Source organism: Pseudaminobacter soli (ex Li et al. 2025) (assembly GCF_029892515.1).
GTDB classification, from domain to species: domain Bacteria; phylum Pseudomonadota; class Alphaproteobacteria; order Rhizobiales; family Rhizobiaceae; genus Pseudaminobacter; species Pseudaminobacter soli_A.
The window spans coordinates 78,034-95,211 of sequence record NZ_JARXVF010000003.1 but is presented as its reverse complement, the minus strand read 5'-3'; the positions used below and the strand labels follow the sequence as shown (position 1 = coordinate 95,211).

14 protein-coding genes are annotated in these 17,178 nt (G+C 63.9%); 12 read left to right on the top strand and 2 right to left on the bottom strand.

What is annotated here, in order from left to right; translation table 11 throughout:
• Nucleotides 1-98 precede the first annotated feature (98 nt).
• The 4 genes from M2281_RS14880 to lpdA are packed head-to-tail and all read left to right on the top strand — an operon-like array spanning nt 99 to nt 5,078.
• Nucleotides 99-1,331 carry a 3-methyl-2-oxobutanoate dehydrogenase (2-methylpropanoyl-transferring) subunit alpha gene (locus tag M2281_RS14880; protein ID WP_280821953.1) on the top strand — a complete coding sequence of 411 codons (1,233 nt, stop codon included), beginning with the start codon at nt 99-101 and terminating at the stop codon, nt 1,329-1,331.
• Nucleotides 1,332-1,334: 3 nt separating this feature from the next.
• Entirely contained in the window at nt 1,335-2,348 is a 1,014-nt protein-coding gene (locus tag M2281_RS14875) for an alpha-ketoacid dehydrogenase subunit beta (RefSeq protein ID WP_280821952.1), read from the top strand.
• A 2-nt stretch (nt 2,349-2,350) separates the two neighbouring features.
• Nucleotides 2,351-3,676, top strand: a complete 1,326-nt coding sequence (locus M2281_RS14870; protein ID WP_280821951.1) for a dihydrolipoamide acetyltransferase family protein — start codon at nt 2,351-2,353, stop codon at nt 3,674-3,676.
• A 4-nt stretch (nt 3,677-3,680) separates the two neighbouring features.
• On the top strand, nt 3,681-5,078 hold the full coding sequence (gene lpdA / locus M2281_RS14865) for a dihydrolipoyl dehydrogenase (RefSeq protein WP_280821950.1): 1,398 nt from the start codon (nt 3,681-3,683) through the stop codon (nt 5,076-5,078).
• 492 nt (nt 5,079-5,570) lie between these two features.
• Here lpdA and M2281_RS14860 read toward each other — a convergent pair whose 3' ends face one another.
• Entirely contained in the window at nt 5,571-6,998 is a 1,428-nt protein-coding gene (locus M2281_RS14860) for an aldehyde dehydrogenase family protein (protein WP_280821949.1), read from the bottom strand.
• Nucleotides 6,999-7,059: 61 nt separating this feature from the next.
• Nucleotides 7,060-8,091: a histone deacetylase family protein gene (locus M2281_RS14855; RefSeq protein WP_280822490.1), complete on the bottom strand. Its 1,032-nt coding sequence runs from the start codon at nt 8,089-8,091 to the stop codon at nt 7,060-7,062.
• Nucleotides 8,092-8,247: 156 nt separating this feature from the next.
• On the opposite strand from M2281_RS14855, the gene M2281_RS14850 reads away from it, so the two are divergent.
• The 8 genes from M2281_RS14850 to M2281_RS14815 all read left to right on the top strand — a co-directional run bounded on the left by M2281_RS14850 (nt 8,248) and on the right by M2281_RS14815 (nt 17,088).
• Nucleotides 8,248-9,912 (top strand): amidohydrolase, encoded by a 1,665-nt coding sequence (locus M2281_RS14850; RefSeq protein WP_280821948.1) that lies wholly within the window; start codon nt 8,248-8,250, stop codon nt 9,910-9,912.
• A gap of 137 nt (nt 9,913-10,049) precedes the next feature.
• Nucleotides 10,050-11,150, top strand: coding sequence for an ABC transporter ATP-binding protein (locus M2281_RS14845; RefSeq protein ID WP_280821947.1), 1,101 nt, complete (start codon nt 10,050-10,052; stop codon nt 11,148-11,150).
• 3 nt (nt 11,151-11,153) lie between these two features.
• Nucleotides 11,154-12,074, top strand: a complete 921-nt coding sequence (locus M2281_RS14840) for an ABC transporter permease (RefSeq protein WP_280821946.1) — start codon at nt 11,154-11,156, stop codon at nt 12,072-12,074.
• Nucleotides 12,067-12,867 (top strand): ABC transporter permease, encoded by an 801-nt coding sequence (locus M2281_RS14835; protein WP_280821945.1) that lies wholly within the window; start codon nt 12,067-12,069, stop codon nt 12,865-12,867. The genes M2281_RS14840 and M2281_RS14835 overlap by 8 nt, the downstream gene beginning before the upstream one ends.
• Nucleotides 12,868-12,895: 28 nt before the next feature.
• A complete protein-coding gene (locus M2281_RS14830) occupies nt 12,896-13,930 on the top strand; it encodes an extracellular solute-binding protein (RefSeq protein ID WP_280821944.1) in 1,035 nt (344 codons plus the stop codon).
• A gap of 57 nt (nt 13,931-13,987) precedes the next feature.
• Nucleotides 13,988-15,184: a serine hydrolase domain-containing protein gene (locus M2281_RS14825; RefSeq protein ID WP_280821943.1), complete on the top strand. Its 1,197-nt coding sequence runs from the start codon at nt 13,988-13,990 to the stop codon at nt 15,182-15,184.
• Nucleotides 15,185-15,210: 26 nt separating this feature from the next.
• Nucleotides 15,211-16,398 (top strand): serine hydrolase domain-containing protein, encoded by a 1,188-nt coding sequence (locus M2281_RS14820; RefSeq protein ID WP_280821942.1) that lies wholly within the window; start codon nt 15,211-15,213, stop codon nt 16,396-16,398.
• 279 nt (nt 16,399-16,677) lie between these two features.
• Nucleotides 16,678-17,088 carry a hypothetical protein gene (locus tag M2281_RS14815; protein WP_280821941.1) on the top strand — a complete coding sequence of 137 codons (411 nt, stop codon included), beginning with the start codon at nt 16,678-16,680 and terminating at the stop codon, nt 17,086-17,088.
• The last annotated feature ends 90 nt before the right edge of the window (nt 17,089-17,178 follow it).

Below are 17,178 nucleotides of genomic sequence, written 5' to 3'. Positions count from 1 at the left end.
GGGTAGCCGGAGGGAGGGGTTGATTGCCGTACAAGCCGGTGGAATGAATGGCGAATACAGTGTCGTTGGCCAACCGGAACCGGGAGGAAATTGGCCGCATGACCGAGCACGGACCGCTCAGCCTGCATGTCCCCGAGCCGGAGGTTCGCCCCGGCGGCACACCTGATTTCTCCAATGTCACCATCCCCAAGGCAGGCTCCGTGCCGCGCCCCGAGGTTGACGTCGACCCAAGGGAAATCCGCGATCTCGCCTATTCGATCATCCGCGTGCTGAACCGCGATGGCGAGGCTGTTGGCCCCTGGGCCGGCACCCTCACCGACGAGGAGTTGCTGCAAGGGCTCCGGGACATGATGACCCTGCGCACCTTCGACGCGCGCATGCTGATGGCGCAGCGGCAGGGCAAGACCTCCTTCTACATGCAGCATATGGGCGAAGAAGCGGTGAGCTGCGCCTTCCGCAAGGCGCTCGCCCCCGGCGACATGAACTTCCCGACCTACCGGCAAGCCGGCCTGCTGATCGCGGGCGGTTATCCGATGGTCGACATGATGAACCAGATCTTTTCCAACGAGCGCGACCCGCTGAAGGGCCGCCAGCTGCCGGTAATGTATTCGTCGCAGGAGCACGGTTTCTTCTCGATCTCGGGCAACCTCACCACGCAGTTCATCCAGGCCGTCGGCTGGGCGATGGCTTCGGCCATCAGGAACGACACCAAGATCGCCGCCGGCTGGGTGGGCGACGGCGCAACCGCCGAAAGCGACTTCCACGCGGCCCTGGTGTTCGCCTCCACCTACACTGCGCCCGTCGTCCTCAACATCGTCAACAACCAGTGGGCGATCTCGACCTTCCAGGGCATCGCCCGCGGCGGCTCCGGCACCTTTGCCGCACGCGGCCTCGGCTTCGGCATCCCGGCGCTGCGCGTCGACGGCAACGACTACCTGGCCGTCCATGCGGTGGCCAAATGGGCGGTCGAACGCGCGCGGCGCAATCTGGGCCCCACGCTGATCGAATACGTCACCTACCGCGTCGGCGCCCATTCGACCTCGGACGACCCCTCGGCGTATCGCCCCAAGGAGGAGTCGGCAGCATGGCCGCTTGGCGACCCGGTGCTGCGGCTGAAGAACCATCTCATCAAGCGCAGCGTGTGGTCCGAAGAGCGCCACAAGCAGGCCGAAGCCGAAATCCTCGACGCGGTCATCGCCGCGCAGAAGGAAGCTGAAAGCCATGGCACGCTGCACGCGGGCGGCAAGCCCACCGTGCGCGACATGTTCGAGGGCGTCTATGCCGAGATGCCGCCGCACCTGCGGCGCCAGCGGCAGGAAGCGGGGGTGTAGCTCATGGCCAGAATGACCATGATCGAGGCGATCCGCAGCGCCATGGACGTATCGATGGCGCGCGACGACACTGTCGTCGTCTTCGGCGAGGATGTCGGCTATTTCGGCGGCGTGTTCCGTTGCACGCAAGGGCTGCAGCAGAAATACGGTAAGACCCGCTGCTTCGATGCGCCGATCAGCGAATCCGGCATCGTGGGCGCGGCCATCGGCATGGCGGCCTACGGCCTGCGCCCCTGCGTGGAGGTGCAGTTCGCCGACTATGTCTATCCCGCCTATGACCAGATCGTCTCGGAGGCGGCCCGCCTGCGCTATCGCTCCAACGGCGAGTTCACCTGCCCCATCGTGGTGCGCATGCCCACCGGCGGCGGCATATTCGGCGGCCAGACCCACAGCCAGAGCCCCGAAGCGCTGTTCACCCATGTTTCGGGCCTTAAGGTCGTGGTGCCGTCGAACCCCTATGACGCCAAGGGGCTGCTGATCGCCTCCATCGAGGACCCCGACCCGGTGATCTTCCTGGAGCCCAAGCGGCTCTACAATGGCCCCTTCGACGGCCACCACGAACGGCCCGTCACGCCATGGTCCAAGCATCCGCTCGGCGAAGTGCCGGACGGCCATTTCGCTGTACCGCTCGGCAAGGCTTCGGTGCGCCGCGAAGGCTCGGAGCTGACCATCCTCGCCTACGGCACCATGGTCTATGTGGCCGAGGCCGCCGCCGAGGAAACCGGCATCAATGCTGAGATCATCGATCTGCGCACGCTTCTGCCGCTCGATCTCGACACCATCGTGGCCTCGGTGAAGAAGACCGGCCGCTGCGTGGTCGTGCATGAGGCGACGCTGACCTCCGGCTTCGGCGCCGAGCTTGCCGCGCTCGTCCAGCAATATTGCTTCTACAATCTCGAAGCGCCCATCGCCCGCGTGACCGGCTGGGACACGCCCTACCCGCATGCGCAGGAGTGGGACTATTTTCCCGGCCCCGCCCGCCTCGGGCAGGCCATGCGCGAAACCATGGAGGCGTGAGCATGGCCGAGCATGTGATAAAGCTTCCCGACGTCGGCGAAGGCGTGGCGGAAGCCGAGCTTGTGGAATGGCACGTCAAGGTTGGCGACCTCGTGCGCGAGGACATGCTGCTTGCGGCCGTGATGACCGACAAGGCGACCGTCGAAATCCCCTCGCCCGTCCATGGCGAAATCACCTGGCTGGGCGCCGAGATCGGCGACGTGGTCGCCGTCGGCTCGCCGCTGATCCGGCTGAAGGTGGAGGGCGAAGCGGCTGAAGAGCCGAGCGCAGCCGAAGCGCCCAAAACCAATGAAGAACCGAAGCCCGAGCCCGCCGCCAAGGCAGTCGACGCTGTAGAGGCAAGGCCAGCCGCGCCGGCAGCCGCTCCTGCCGCGCCTGCACCAAAACCGGCTCCGGCAAACGGCCGCAATCATTTCCCGGTTCGACCGCAACTCGCCGCGCCGCGCGCCGAGGGCGAAAAGCCGCTGGCCTCGCCCGCAGTGCGCCTGCGCGCCACCGAAACGGGCATCGACCTGCGCCAGGTGCCGGGCACCGGGCCGGCAGGCCGCATCACGCATGAGGACATCGACGCCTTCCTGGCGCGCGGACCGCAGGCGCCGACCGGCGCGCGCGGGCTCGTCAGGAACCTCACCGTCGAAGACATCAAGGTCGTCGGCCTGCGCCGCCGCATCGCCGAGAAGATGGCGGTGGCCAAATCGCGCATCCCGCACATCACCTATGTCGAGGAGATGGACGTCACCGCGCTGGAGGACCTGCGCGCCGCGCTCAACAAGCAAAAGCGCGCCGACCAGCCCAAGCTGACGCTGCTACCCTTCCTCATGCGGGCGATGGTGAAGGCCATCGCCGACCAGCCCAATGTCAACGCCATCTTCGACGACGAGGCAGGCGTGGTGCATCAATATGGCGGCGTGCATATCGGCATCGCCACCCAGACGCCGGGCGGCCTGATGGTGCCCGTGGTGCGCCATGCCGAGGCGCGCGACATATGGAACAACGCCACCGAACTCGCCCGACTGTCGGACGCCGCCCGCACCGGCACCGCCACGCGCGAGGAGCTTTCGGGCTCGACCATCACCATCACCTCGCTGGGCGCCATGGGCGGCGTTGCCACCACGCCGGTCATCAACCATCCGGAAGTGGCGATCGTGGGCGTCAACAAGATCATGGTGCGTCCGGTGTGGGACGGCAGCCAGTTCATTCCGCGCAAGATGATGAACCTGTCCTCCTCCTTCGACCACCGCGTCGTGGACGGCTGGGACGCTGCCGTCTTCATCCAGCGCATCAAGACGCTGCTGGAAACGCCGGCGCTGATTTTCGTCGAGGGATGAGCCGATGAAAGACATCTCCTGCAAGCTTCTGGTCATCGGCGCTGGCCCGGGTGGCTATGTCTGCGCCATTCGCGCCGGCCAGCTCGGCGTCGACACGGTGATCGTGGAGATGAACAAGGCCGGCGGCACCTGCCTGAACTTCGGCTGCATTCCGTCCAAGGCGCTGATCCACGCCGCCGACGAATTCGAAAAGGTTTTGCTGGCGGCGGAAGGCAAGAACACGCTCGGCATCACGCTCGAAGCGCCCAAGCTCGATCTCGCAAAGACCGTTTCCTGGAAGAACGGCGTGGTTGGCCGCCTCAACAACGGCGTGGTGGGCCTGTTGAAGAAGGCTGGCGTGAAGATCGTTCACGGCCGCGCCAAATTCCACGACGGCAAGACGGTGGAGGTCGAGACCGAGACCGGCACGCAGGTGATCCGCACTGAGACGGTAGTGATCGCCACCGGCTCCGAGCCGATGGAACTGCCCGCTTTGCCGTTCGGCGGGCCGGTGATTTCCTCGACCGAGGCGCTCTCGCTGGCGAAGGTTCCGGAAAGGCTGGTCGTCGTGGGCGGCGGCTATATCGGGCTCGAACTCGGCACCGCCTTCGCCAAATTCGGCTCGGCAGTGACGGTGGTGGAAGCCCTGCCCCGCATCCTGCCGCAATATGACGCCGAACTTACCCGGCCGGTGGCAAGACGCCTAGGCGAACTCGGCGTGTCGGTGCTGACCGAGGCGAAGGCGAAGGGTCTTTCGGCCAAGGGCGACGCCCTGGTCGTTGAGACCGCCGATGGCCAGGAGCAGGAACTTCCCGCAGACAAGATTCTCGTCACTGTCGGCCGCAAGCCAGTGATGGAAGGCTGGGGACTGGAGGAACTCGACCTCGACCGCGCCGGAAAATTCCTGCGCATCGACAGCCAGTGCCGCACCTCCATGCGCGGCGTCTATGCAATAGGCGACGTCACCGGCGAGCCGATGCTGGCGCACCGCGCCATGGCGCAGGGCGAAATGGTCGCCGAGATCGTCGCCGGCAACCGCCGCTCATGGGACAAGCGCTGCATTCCGGCCGTCTGCTTCACTGACCCGGAGGTCGTGACCGCCGGCCTCTCGCCCGACGAGGCGCGCGCGCACGGCCACGAAATCAAGGTCGGCCAATTCCCCTACACTGCTAATGCCCGCGCCATGACCATGCAGGGCGAGGCAGGCTTCGTGCGCGTGGTGGCGCGAGCCGACAACCATCTGGTGCTCGGCATCCAGGCTGTGGGCCAGCACGTCTCGGAACTCGCCACCGCCTTCGGGCTCGCGATCGAAATGGGCGCGCGGCTGGAAGACATAGCCGGCACCATCCACGCCCATCCGACACAGGGCGAGGCCTTTCAGGAAGCTGCGCTCAAGGCGCTCGGCCACGCAGTGCATATTTGAGACGCTTTGCAGCGGCGTCGACTGCTGCATCGCACACACACCCGCGGCGGAAAATTCAGCCGTTGCATGCGTCGGATTGCTGCATCGCACAAAATTGCAAGGCTGCCATGCAGCATTAACGGTTGCTTAGGAAGGCGATCGGGGGCATTTAGCCCGAGTGATTTCGGCAACGGCCTACCTCCTCCCGGGCCTTGTCGGATACGGTCGACCTTCACCTCCTCCCGATTGTCGACCGACCTATAGAAACACCCGCCGAACCTCCTCCCTCGGCGGGTGTTTTCTTTTTGGGCGATGCCAACGGCAAAGCCGGCTTCCGCAGGAAGCAAAACCAATCAGATTTTCAGCGAGAATTTCGAGGCGGTCTTCGCCCGGATTGATGGGCTATCGTCTGGATGCCCATTTCTGCGCCCTACGGCGCCTCGCCGGAACTGTGCCCCAGCAGATAGAAGAAGGGCGTGGCGACGCTTCCGTCGCCACGCCCGATAAGAGTTCTTAGCCGGCGTAACCTACGATGCCCTTGATCTCAAGGAAATCGTGGATGCCCCAGTCGGCATATTCGCGGCCGTTGCCCGACTGCTTGTAGCCGCCGAAGGGAGCGTGCGTATCCCAGGCCGGGTAGTTGAGGTAGACCGAGCCGGCGCGCATCTTCGAAGCCACGCGGCGGGCATTGTCGATGTTCTGCGACTGGATATAGGCGGCAAGGCCGTAGACCGTGTCGTTGGCGATGCGCACCGCGTCGTCCTCATCCTGATAGGAGATGACCGAAAGCACCGGCCCGAAGATCTCTTCGCGCGCGATGGTCATGTCGGGAGTGACGTGGCCGAACACGGTGGGGCGGATGTAGTAGCCGCGGTTCAGGCCCTCAGGCCGGCCGAGACCACCCGTGACCAGCTTGGCGCCTTCAGCCATGCCCTTCTCGATCAATCCCTGGATCTTGTCGTACTGCAGCTGGCTGACGACAGGTCCGAGCTGGGTTTCGGTCGAACGCGGGTCGCCGGTGCGATGGGCTTCGGCTGCGGCCTTGGCCACTTCCAGCGCCTCGTCGTGGCGCGAGGCCGGCACCAGCATGCGCGTCGGCGCATCGCAGGACTGGCCGGTGTTGCCGAAGCAGGCGTTGACACCGTCGCGCACGGCATTGGCGAAATCGGCGTCCGGCATGATGATGTTGGCGCTCTTGCCACCGAGTTCCTGCGCCACGCGCTTGACCGTATCGGCAGCCGCCTTGGCAACCAGAACGCCAGCGCGCGTCGAGCCGGTGAAGGACACCATGTCGACATCCGGGTGCTCGGCCATCACCTGACCGACATCCGGGCCGTTGCCGTTGACCATGTTGAACACGCCCTTCGGCACGCCCGCCTCATGCATGATCTCGGCAAAGACGATGCCGCTGATCGGCGCGATTTCCGACGGCTTCAGCACCACGGTGCAGCCCGCGGCGATTGCCGGCGCCACCTTGCAGACGATCTGGTTGAGCGGCCAGTTCCAGGGCGTGATCAGCGCGCAGACGCCGATCGGCTCCTTCACCACCATGGTGCCGCCGCGCTGATGGCTGAATTCGTATTCTTCCAGCGCCTTGATGGTCGATTCGAGGTGCACCTGGCCGGCAGCAGCCTGCGCCTCGCGAGCCCAGGTGATCGGCGCGCCCATCTCCAGCGAGATCGCCTGCGCCACGTCCTCGTAGCGACGGTTGTAGATTTCCAGCACCTTGTTGAGCAGGGCCAGGCGCTGTTCGCGCGTGGTCTGCGAGAAGCTGGCGAAGGCTGCGCGCGCGGCGGCAACGGCCTTGTCGACATCGGCCTTTGAGCCGAGCGAAATTGCCGTGTAGGCCTCTTCGGTGGACGGGTCGATCACGTCCAGCGTGGCCGGCTTCACCGGCGCTACCCACTCGCCGTCGATGTAGAATTTCAGATGGTTGCTCATGTCTTTTCGTTCCGGATCTGGAGTGTATTGGGGGCGCCTCAGCGGGCGCCCCTTTTGAAGGTCAGGCGCCTTCGAAGCCCGTCAGCACGCCGACGGCGTTGATTCCGATTTCCTCGACCGCATAGCCGCCTTCCATGACGAACAGCGTCGGCAGGCCGAGCTTGGCAATGCGCGCGCCGATCTTCGGGTAGTCCACGCTCTTCAGCTTGAACTGGCTGATCGGGTCCTTCTCGAAGGTATCGACGCCGAGCGACACGACTACGACGTCCGGGGCATAGGCAGCAACCTTCTTGCAGGCGTCTTCCAACGCTTCGTTCCACTTCTCCCAAGGCGTTCCCGGCGCCATCGGATAGTTGTGGTTGAAGCCCTCGCCCTTGCCCGCGCCGCGCTCGTCGGCATGGCCGAGGAAGAACGGATATTCGGTCATCGGGTCGCCGTGCAGGTTCAGCACCATCACGTCGTCGCGCTCGTAGAAGATTTCCTGCGTGCCGTTGCCGTGGTGGTAGTCGACGTCGAGGATGGCGACGCGCGCCGCGCCCTGGTCGCGATACCACTGCGCCGCGACGGCGGCGTTGTTGATGAAGCAGTAGCCGCCCATGAAGCCCGAGCCGGCATGGTGGCCGGGCGGACGGCAGAGCGCGAACGCGGTGCGCTCGCCAGCCTTGACGATCTCGGCGGCGGTCAGACCCACATCATAGGACGACTTGATCGCGTCCCAGGTGCCTTTGACGAAGGTCGCGCCGGCGTCGATCGAATAGTAGCCAAGCAGGGCATCGATTCGCTTCGGGCGCACGTCGCCGCGCATGCCGCGCGTGGGCCAGGTGAAGGGCATGGCCGAACCGGGGAAACCAGCTTCCTGCCACAGCGGCCAGACCGTCGGTAGGAAATCGATGTAATCGGCCCGGTGCACGCGCTTGGCCGCGTCCAGCGAATGCTCCGTCGGCGCCAGGATGGGTCCCAGCTTCTCGCTCTCAACCCTGGCCTTGATGTACTCCGCCCGCGAAGGCTTCTCGAAGCCCGGCACAATCTCGCCGGCAACCAGCTCCATCTGGCCGGCATGGCCGGCGTGGAGCGGAGAAAAAACCGTCTTCATCATTTTCCTTTCAGTGCGATTGGCGCGTGACCCTAGCCGCACGCCCTGCCTCTCCACAAGAGCGTGCCTGTACCAAGACTGACGGTGCATCTGGCATCATCCCAAGTTTTCGGCGGTTGCTAGCGTAGGGCCGCAATCAACAGGTCCGGATCCTAAATGCCTTCCCACGCTGATCTGATCGTCATCAACGGCCACGTCCTGACCATGGATGAAGCCAACCCGAAGGCTGAGGCCATCGCCATCCAGGGCGGCCTGATCCAGGCCATCGGCGACAACAACACAATTCTCGATCTGAAAGGCCCCGACACGCGGGTGATCGACGCCAAGGGCGGCTCGGTCATTCCCGGCTTCATCGAAGCGCATATGCATCTGTTCTCCGGCGCGGCCGAGCTTGCGCATCTCCAGCTTCAGGGCGTGCACGGCTTCGAGGCGCTGCAGAAGGCAATCCGCGACTACGCCGCCGCGCGCCCCGACGCCAAGATGCTGGTCGGCCAGGGCGTCGACTACACGGTCCTGCCCGGCGAAACCGTGACGCGCCACCATCTCGACCGCATCCTGTCCGACCGCCCCTTCGCCATGGCCGCCCCCGATCACCACACCATGTGGGCCAACACCAAGGCGCTGGAGATGGCGGGCATCCTGCACGGCAACAAGGTTGGCCTGGGCAACGAGGTGGTGATGGGCGAGGATGGCCTCGCCACCGGCGAGCTGCGCGAGAACGAGGCTTTTGGGCCGGTGCTGAAGCTTGCGGGCGAAGAGCGCACGCGGCTTGGCCTGTCCACAGGCGGCGAGCCGGACCCTGCGCCCTCCAAAGCCGAGCGTGATGCGGATCGCGACATCATGCGCCGCGGCCTTGCCTGGTGCGCAAAGCATGGCATCACCTCCATCCAGAACATGGACGGCAATCTCTACCAGCTCGAGCTGCTGTCGGAGATCGATGCGGCCGAGGGCCTGTCCTGCCGCGTGCAAGTTCCCTTCCATTACAAGAACTTCATGACCCTCGACATGCTGGAGAAAGCCTCCGGCATGGCCGAGCGCTATACGTCCGACTACCTGCATTCGGGCCTCGTGAAGGTCTTTTATGACGGCGTGCTCGATTCCTGGACGGCCGTCATGATCGAGCCCTATGCCGATCGGCCCGACTGGGTCGGCGAGCCGCTGTTTACGCCCGAACAGTTCCGCGAACTGGCCGTGGCCATCGACAAGCGCGGCCTGCAGATCGCCGTCCACTCCATCGGCGACGGCGCGGTGCGCGCGGTGCTCGACGGTTACGAAGCGGCGCAGAAGGAAAACGGCAAGCGCGACAGCCGCCACCGCATCGAACATATCGAAGTGACGACCGAAGCCGACATTCCGCGCTTCATCGACCTTGGCGTCATCGCCTCCATGCAGCCTCCCCATCCGCCCGGTTCGATGGGCCTGCCGCTGGAGCCGACCGTCTCGCGCATCGGCCGCCATCGCTGGCATGTCAGCTACCCCTCGCGCACGCTCAAGGAAGCCGGCGCGCATGTGGTCTTCGCCTCCGACTGGCCGGTTTCGCCGATCGATCCGATCGCCGGCATGCAAGCCTCGATGACGCGGCAGAAATGGGCCGACGACATGCCCGACCAGCGATTCTCGCTGCGTGAGGCGCTAGCCGCCTACACGGTCGAAGGCGCCTATGCCGAGTTCAACGAGGACCGCAAGGGAAGGCTCAAACCCGGCTTCTTCGCCGACCTCGTGGTGCTCTCGGGAGACCTCGAATCCACCGCGCCGGAAGCCCTGCAGGAGATTCGCCCGGCCACCACGATCTGCGGCGGCAAGGTCACCTATCAGGCATAGCGGCAAGCATAGACGGAAGATATCCACTTCAATCTTTGTTCAGTTAGGCAGTTGCCAAGCTAAGCCGCATGTGCTGACAATTGGACAGGAAATAAGAAGCGCCGAACAAGGCGGGACACTCTATAACAGGGGTATGCGTGCCGGAAATGCCGGATAAAAATGCGATTGAAGTCCGCGACGTAAGTAAACTGTTTGGTACGGGGGATGCTCAGTTCGCGGCACTGGACAATGTCTCCGTATCGATCCGCGAAAACGAGTTCTTCACCCTTCTGGGCCCATCGGGCTGCGGCAAGACCACTCTGCTGCGGCTGATCGCCGGCTTTGACTATCCCACCGACGGCCAGATCCTGCTCTACGGCCAGGACATTGCGCCGCTGCCGCCGTTCAAACGGCCGGTCAACACGGTGTTCCAGAGCTATGCGCTGTTCCCGCACATGACCGTGGGCCAGAACATCGCCTTCGGCCTGGAGATGCTGGGCAAGCCCAAGGCTGAGATCGAGGCGCGCGTCGCCGAGATGCTGAAGCTGGTGCGCATGGAGGCCCTCAAGGACCGCAAGACCAGCCAGATTTCAGGTGGCCAGCAGCAGCGCGTCGCGCTGGCTCGCGCCCTCGCCCCGCAGCCGAAAGTGCTGTTGCTCGACGAGCCGCTCTCGGCGCTCGACTACAAGCTGCGCAAGGAAATGCAGATCGAACTGAAGCGTCTCCAGCACGAGACCGGCATCACCTTCATCTTCGTCACCCACGACCAGGAAGAAGCGCTGACCATGTCCGACCGCATCGCGGTCATGTCGGCAGGCAAGATCCTGCAGGTCGGCTCGCCCTGGGACATCTACGACCGCCCGGCGGTGCGTTTCGTCGCCGACTTCATCGGCGAAACCAATTTCCTTCACGCCGACGTCGTGACTGCCAATGACGGCCGCGCCACGGTGCGCCTGTCTTCGGGCAAGGAAATCCCTGCCACCTTCCCGAGCGGCTCCAGCCCGCAGGGCAAGGTCACCGTCGTGGTCAGGCCCGAACATGCGCGCGTTGCGGCACCGAACGGCACGTCGGCCCATATCGGCCATATCGAGAACGTCGTCTATCTCGGCACCGACACGCATTTCCACGTGCGCCTCGAGGACGGCACGCCCTTCATCGTTCGCCAACAGAACAGCCGCAACGGCCACAACGGCTTTGCCAAGGCAGAGCGCGTGGGCATCGAGTTCGGCCAAGACGTCGCGCAGATCCTGAAGGACTGACAAATGGCGAGCGCACAGGAAACCGCCCGCGTCGCCGAACGTCAGGAAATCAGGAACCGGTGGCTGCTCTCAGCCCCGGCGCTGATCATCATTCTCCTGGCGGCCATCGGCCCGCTCTTCATCGTTCTCATCTATTCCTTTCTCGCGCCCGGTCCTTATGGCGACGTGGAATGGAAGTTCTCCTCCGACGGCTGGTTGGGTGTCTTCCTGCAAAAAGACATCTTCGACGACACGCTGTCTTTCGCCGATGCCCATTTGGCGATTTTCTGGCGCTCCGTGAAGCTGTCACTCGGGACCACCGTGCTGACGCTCATTTTCGGCTTCCCGACCGCCTATTTCATCGCCACGCGCCCCGAGCGGACGCGTGAGATATGGCTGTTTTTGATCACCATTCCGTTCTGGACCAACCTGCTGATCCGCACCTTCGCGATCCTGCAGATCATCCGCAACGAAGGCATCATCAACACCCTGCTCATCAAGGCCGGCTTCATCGACCAGCCGATCCAGATCCTGTTCACCGATGCCGCCATCATGATCGGCATGGTCTACGTCTATCTGCCGCTGATGGTGCTGCCGCTCTATGCAAGCATGGAAAAGCTCGATTTCCGCCTCGTCGAGGCCGGTTACGACCTCTATGCCTCGCGCTTTGCGGTGCTGCGCCGCATCATCTTCCCGCTGGTCAAGCCGGGCGTCATCGCCGGCTCGATCCTGGTGTTCATCCCCTCGCTCGGCTCCTATGTGACGCCCAGCCTGCTTGGCGGCGGCAAGAACATGATGCTCGGCAACCTCATCGAGTTGCAGTTCGGTCAGGGCCGCAACTGGCCGCTCGGCTCGGCCATCTCTATCACTCTGATGTTCATGGTCATGTTTGCTCTGCTTGCCTATGTCCGCAACGCCGGTTCCTCGGAGGTGCGTCATGGCTAAGCGCTTCGACCTGAAGGCCCTGCCGGGCTTCACCACCATCGCAGTCATCAGCTTCGTCGCGCTCTACCTGCCCATCATCATCCTGGTAGCCTATGCGTTCAACGCGGCGACATCGACGTCCGAATGGGGCGGTTTCTCGCTGAAATGGTTCGTTTCGGCCTGGAACAACGCCCAGGTGATCGACGCCACCCTCCGCTCCTTCCAGATCGCGGTGCTGGCGGCGACATTCGCGACCATCGCGGCCACCATGGCGGCGCTGGCGACCACACGGACAAAGCCCTATCGCGGCCTGACCTTCAAATATGCATTCATCAACCAACCGCTGATGGTGCCCGAGATCGTCACGGCCGTCGCGCTGCTGATCTTCTTCTCGCGCATCAAGGTCTTCACCGGCTATACGGGCCTCGGCTACCTGATCTCCGCGCACGCGGCCTTCTGCATTCCCTTCGCCTATCTGCCCATCCGGGCCCGGCTGGAGAGCATGGACCTGACGCTCGAGCGGGCCGCCGCCGACCTTTACGCCACGCCGTTCAAGACGTTCCGGCGCGTGACGCTGCCGCTTCTGTGGCCCGGCATTCTCGCCGGCTTCATGCTCGCCTTCGTCATCTCGCTCGACGACGTGGTCATCACCAACTTCGTCAAGCTTGGCGGGCAGGACACGCTGCCGACCTACATGCTCGGCCAGATCCGCCGCGGCATCACGCCCGAGATCAACGCCATTTCGACGGCGTTCCTACTGCTTTCGATCCTCATCGTGACGCTTTTCTTCTTTGCCAGCAGAAAACGCGACTAATTCGCAGACAACCAATGGGAGCACTGCAATGAACTGGAAGACCACCGCGCCGGCAATCGGGCTGGCGTTGCTTGCCTCGACGGGCCTGGCCCGCGCCGAGGGCGAGCTCAACATCTACAACTGGGGCAACTACACCAGCCCCGAGGTGATCAAGAAGTTCGAGGAGAAGTACAACGTCAAGGTGACGATCACCGACTACGACTCCAACGACACCGCGCTCGCCAAGGTTCGCCAGGGCGGCACCGGCTTCGACATCGCGATCCCCTCGCAAACCCATGTGCCGATCTGGATCGAGGAAGGCCTCGTCCTTGAAACCGATCCGTCGAAGATGGAGAACTTCAAGAACGTGGCGCCCGAATGGGCAAATCCCGAGTTCGACCCGGGCCGCAAATATTCCGTGCCGTGGGCCTGGGGCACCATCGGCGTGGTCGTCAACACCGACGCCTACAAGGGCCCGGCCGACAGCTGGAGCATCATCTTCAACACGCCTGACGAGCTGAAGGGCAAGGTCAACGTCGTGCCCGAGATGGGCGACGTGATGTTCGCCGCGATCAAGTATCTCGGCGGCGAGCAGTGCACCGACGACAAGGCCCTGCTGAAGAAGGTTCGCGACATGCTGGTCGCGGCCAAGCCGAACTGGGTTGCGATGGAATACAACACCATCGAGCGTATGGGTGCCGGCGATTTCAAGGCGACCAGCGACTGGAACGGCTCGGCCCTGCGCCAGCGCCTGGCTCATCCCGAGATCCACTTCAACTATCCGAAGGAAGGCTTCGGCATGTGGAGCGACAACGTCGTCGTTCTGAAGGAAGCCAAGAACGTCGAGAACGCGAAGCTCTTCCAGAACTTCATCATGGATCCGGAAAATGCGGCTGGCCTGTCGGCCTTCCACCGTTACGCCAACGCCATCACCGGCTCGGAAAAGTACATGCCGGAAGACATGAAGACTGCGCCGGAAATCATGATCCCCGCGGAAGCCAAGCCGCACGGCGAGTTCCAGAAGATGTGCTCGCCCGAAACGCAGGCGCTCTACACCAAGATCTGGACCGAGCTCCAGAAGTAACATCTGCCTTCACGGCCCGGCGCATCCGCCGGGCCGTGTTTTTTCCCTGCGGCTGCCATGACCTCATACCGGAACAGCGATCCACTTCCCCCCATCATGCAAGGATCGCCGCCGAATATGGTGCCGCCCCGGCTGGATTGGGACCGGCCGCCCTGGAACAGATGGGCCTTTCAGCACATTCGCGAGCTATTGCCGACCGCCGAAGTCTGGCGCGGCGAAGGCCTTGTGCGCGAACTACCGCGCAATGAACTCGATCTCGACGACCTCTTGGTCGGGGACGGCCCAGATGAGCACCGAACGCTCGCCGGCCATCTCGACGAATCCTATACCGACGCCTTCTTGGTGCTCAGGAAGGGCGCGGTAGTCTACGAACGCTATTTCAACGGCATGACGCCGCGCACGCTGCACCTGTCGCAATCGATGGCCAAATCGGTCACGGCGACGGTATTCGGCATTCTCGCCGGGCGCGGCATCATCGACCCCGCCGCGCCCGTAACGCGTTACCTGCCTGAACTCGAACAGACCGGCTGGCGCGGCGCCACGCTCCAGCATGTCCTGGACATGAGAAGCGGCGTGCGCTTCAGCGAGGAATATACCAACCCCTATTCCGAGATCGGGCAGGTCGATGTTGCCGCCGGCTGGAAACCCATTCCGCCGGGCACCGACCCGGCATTCAAGTGGCCGAGCCACATGTGGGAGCTGATCCTCGGCCTGAAGGAAACGGAGCGGCCGCACGGCGCGGAGTTCGTCTACCGTTCGATCGAAACCGACGTGATCGCTTTCGCCATGGAACGCGCCACCGGCAAGCGCCTGCCGCAACTGGTGTCGGAAGAGCTCTGGCAGAAGATCGGTGCCGAAGAAAGCGCCTGCTTCACAGTCGACAGCGCCGGTTATGCGCTGGCCGATGGCGGCTTCAACGCCACGCTGCGGGACTATGCCCGTTTCGGACAGCTGATCCTCGACAATGGCGGCGGCGTGGTCCCTGCCAGCTGGGTCGAAGCGACCCGAACCGGCATCCACGGCCCGCTCTACAGCGAGAGCTTTCCGACCGGCTCCTACAAGAACCAGTTCTGGATCGAGGATCCGCACTCGCGCTCGCTGATGTGCCGGGGTGTTTTCGGCCAGCTCATCCATATCAACTGGGACCACCAGATGGTCGTCGTAAAACTGTCGACCTACCCGGATTTCACCAACCGCGACTATTCCGTCGCCACCTTGAAGGCGATCCACGCGATTGCCGACGCACTCGCCTGAACACTGCTATTGCCGAGGAACAATACATGACCGCCCAGAACGCTTTTGCGCGCAAATTTGGCTTTGCCCGCTCCGACGTCACGCTGGAGAACTGGCGCAACGCGCCCTTCAATCGCTGGTCGTTCCAGAATGTCGGCGAGATGGTTCCGACCGCGGAGATCGCGGCACCGACCGATGCTCCCGAGGCACCGGGCGCAGACTTTGGCCCGCTGCTCGGCGAGACGGTAGTCACCGACGCCGGCTCCGAAACCATCGCAGCCTTCCTCGAGCGCACGCACACAGACGCCTTCGTGGCGCTCAAGGGCGGCAAGTTGGTGGGCGAATACAACGCCCCGCACATGACGCAGGGCGGCCGCCACCTCATCTTCTCCATCTCGAAGTCGCTGACCGCCATTCTCGCGGGCTCGCTGCAGGCCGACGGCCTGCTCGATCCGACAGCCCTGGTCACGAAGTACATCCCCGAAGCTGCAGGCTCGGCCTTCGCCGACGCCACCGTCCAGCATGTGCTGGACATGACCACCACCATCGACTTCGAGGAACTCTATCTCGATCCCGAAAGCGCCTTCGCGCGCTACCGCCGCTCGACGCTGTGGAACCCCAACACCAATGGCCCCGACAGCGAGAAGCTGCTGGCCTTCATCATGACCATCGGCAAGGGCGCCGGCGAGCATGGTGAGGTCTTCCGCTACCGTTCGCCCAATTCCGACCTGCTCGGCGTCATCGTCGAGCGCGCCTCGGGTCTGCGCTATGCCGACCTCATGGTCGAACGCCTGTGGGCCCCGCTCGGCGCCAAGCGCGGCGGCCGCATCACGGTCGACGGCGAAGGCTCGGCGCGTGCCGCCGGCGGCATCTCGGTCACCGCGCGTGACCTCGCCCGCGTCGGCGAGATGATGCGCTGCGGCGGCGTCTACGAAGGCCGGCGCATCCTGCCCGAAAGCTGGGTCAAGGACACCGCTACCGGCGGCGACCGCGAGGCTTGGAAGAAGGGCGACTTTGCCTTCCTGATGCCCAATGGCAGCTACCGCAACAAGTGGTACCAGACCGGCTTCGAGGGCGAGCCTTATTGCGGCATCGGCATCCACGGCCAGTGGCTCTATGTCGATCCGGCAAACGAGGTGGTTCTGGTCAAGATGTCGTCGCAGCCGCTGCCGGTCGACGACGAGCTCGACAAGCAGAACCTGACCCTGTTCCAGGCGGTGGCGAAGCACCTCTAGGCGCCCGTCAGAGGCAAAACCGCGGTTTTGTGATCGATCTTGGGGCGAAACGGGCGCATTTGTCGCTCGCTTCGCCCCATTTGCGACGCATTGATCGGCGGATTTTGCGTGCCCGGAACCTATATGTCCGGATGGATGCTGGCCGCTGGCGCCGCACAAAGCTCTTCAAAGACCTTCGACTGATCTTTTGGGGTTATGCGTTTGCGGCGCGATGGTGTAGGAGCATCTGTGTCCTCGTGTTACACTTGGGCAACAAAGCCGTAGGAACGACCTCGCACGATGATGTTCAGCAGACCCGACAAGGCGACAGGACGCGGATATGCATCCGCCGTGCTGCTTTGGTTCGTGGTTGGCCTGGCTGCCGCGCATGGCGTTCTCGGCACGGTCTCCCCTGCCCGCTCGATGCGGCTCGTTACCGACCCTGTCGGCGCAGCCAACCAGCGTGCGGGTGATCCCGCGGGAGACCGGACCAGCCTGACCGGCCAGCAGCGCCTGTTCATCATCGCCGACTGGCGCGTGGCTCTGAAGTCACTGCTACCGACAGACGATGGCGGCTCGGCGATCCTGCCGGCATCGCAGCGGTATCTCGCCTCGGCGGGGAAACCTTGCCGTCCCGAGATCCTACCAGCTGGCCTGCATGAGGCCGATGCGCTGGTAAATCGTGCCCGCGCGCCGCCATTTTCGGCCTGAGCGACCTGTTCGCTCGACAGCGACTTCACATATTTGAACATGACTGCGGATTGACTGGCCTGAGAGCGGCTGGCGTTGCGCATAGACAGG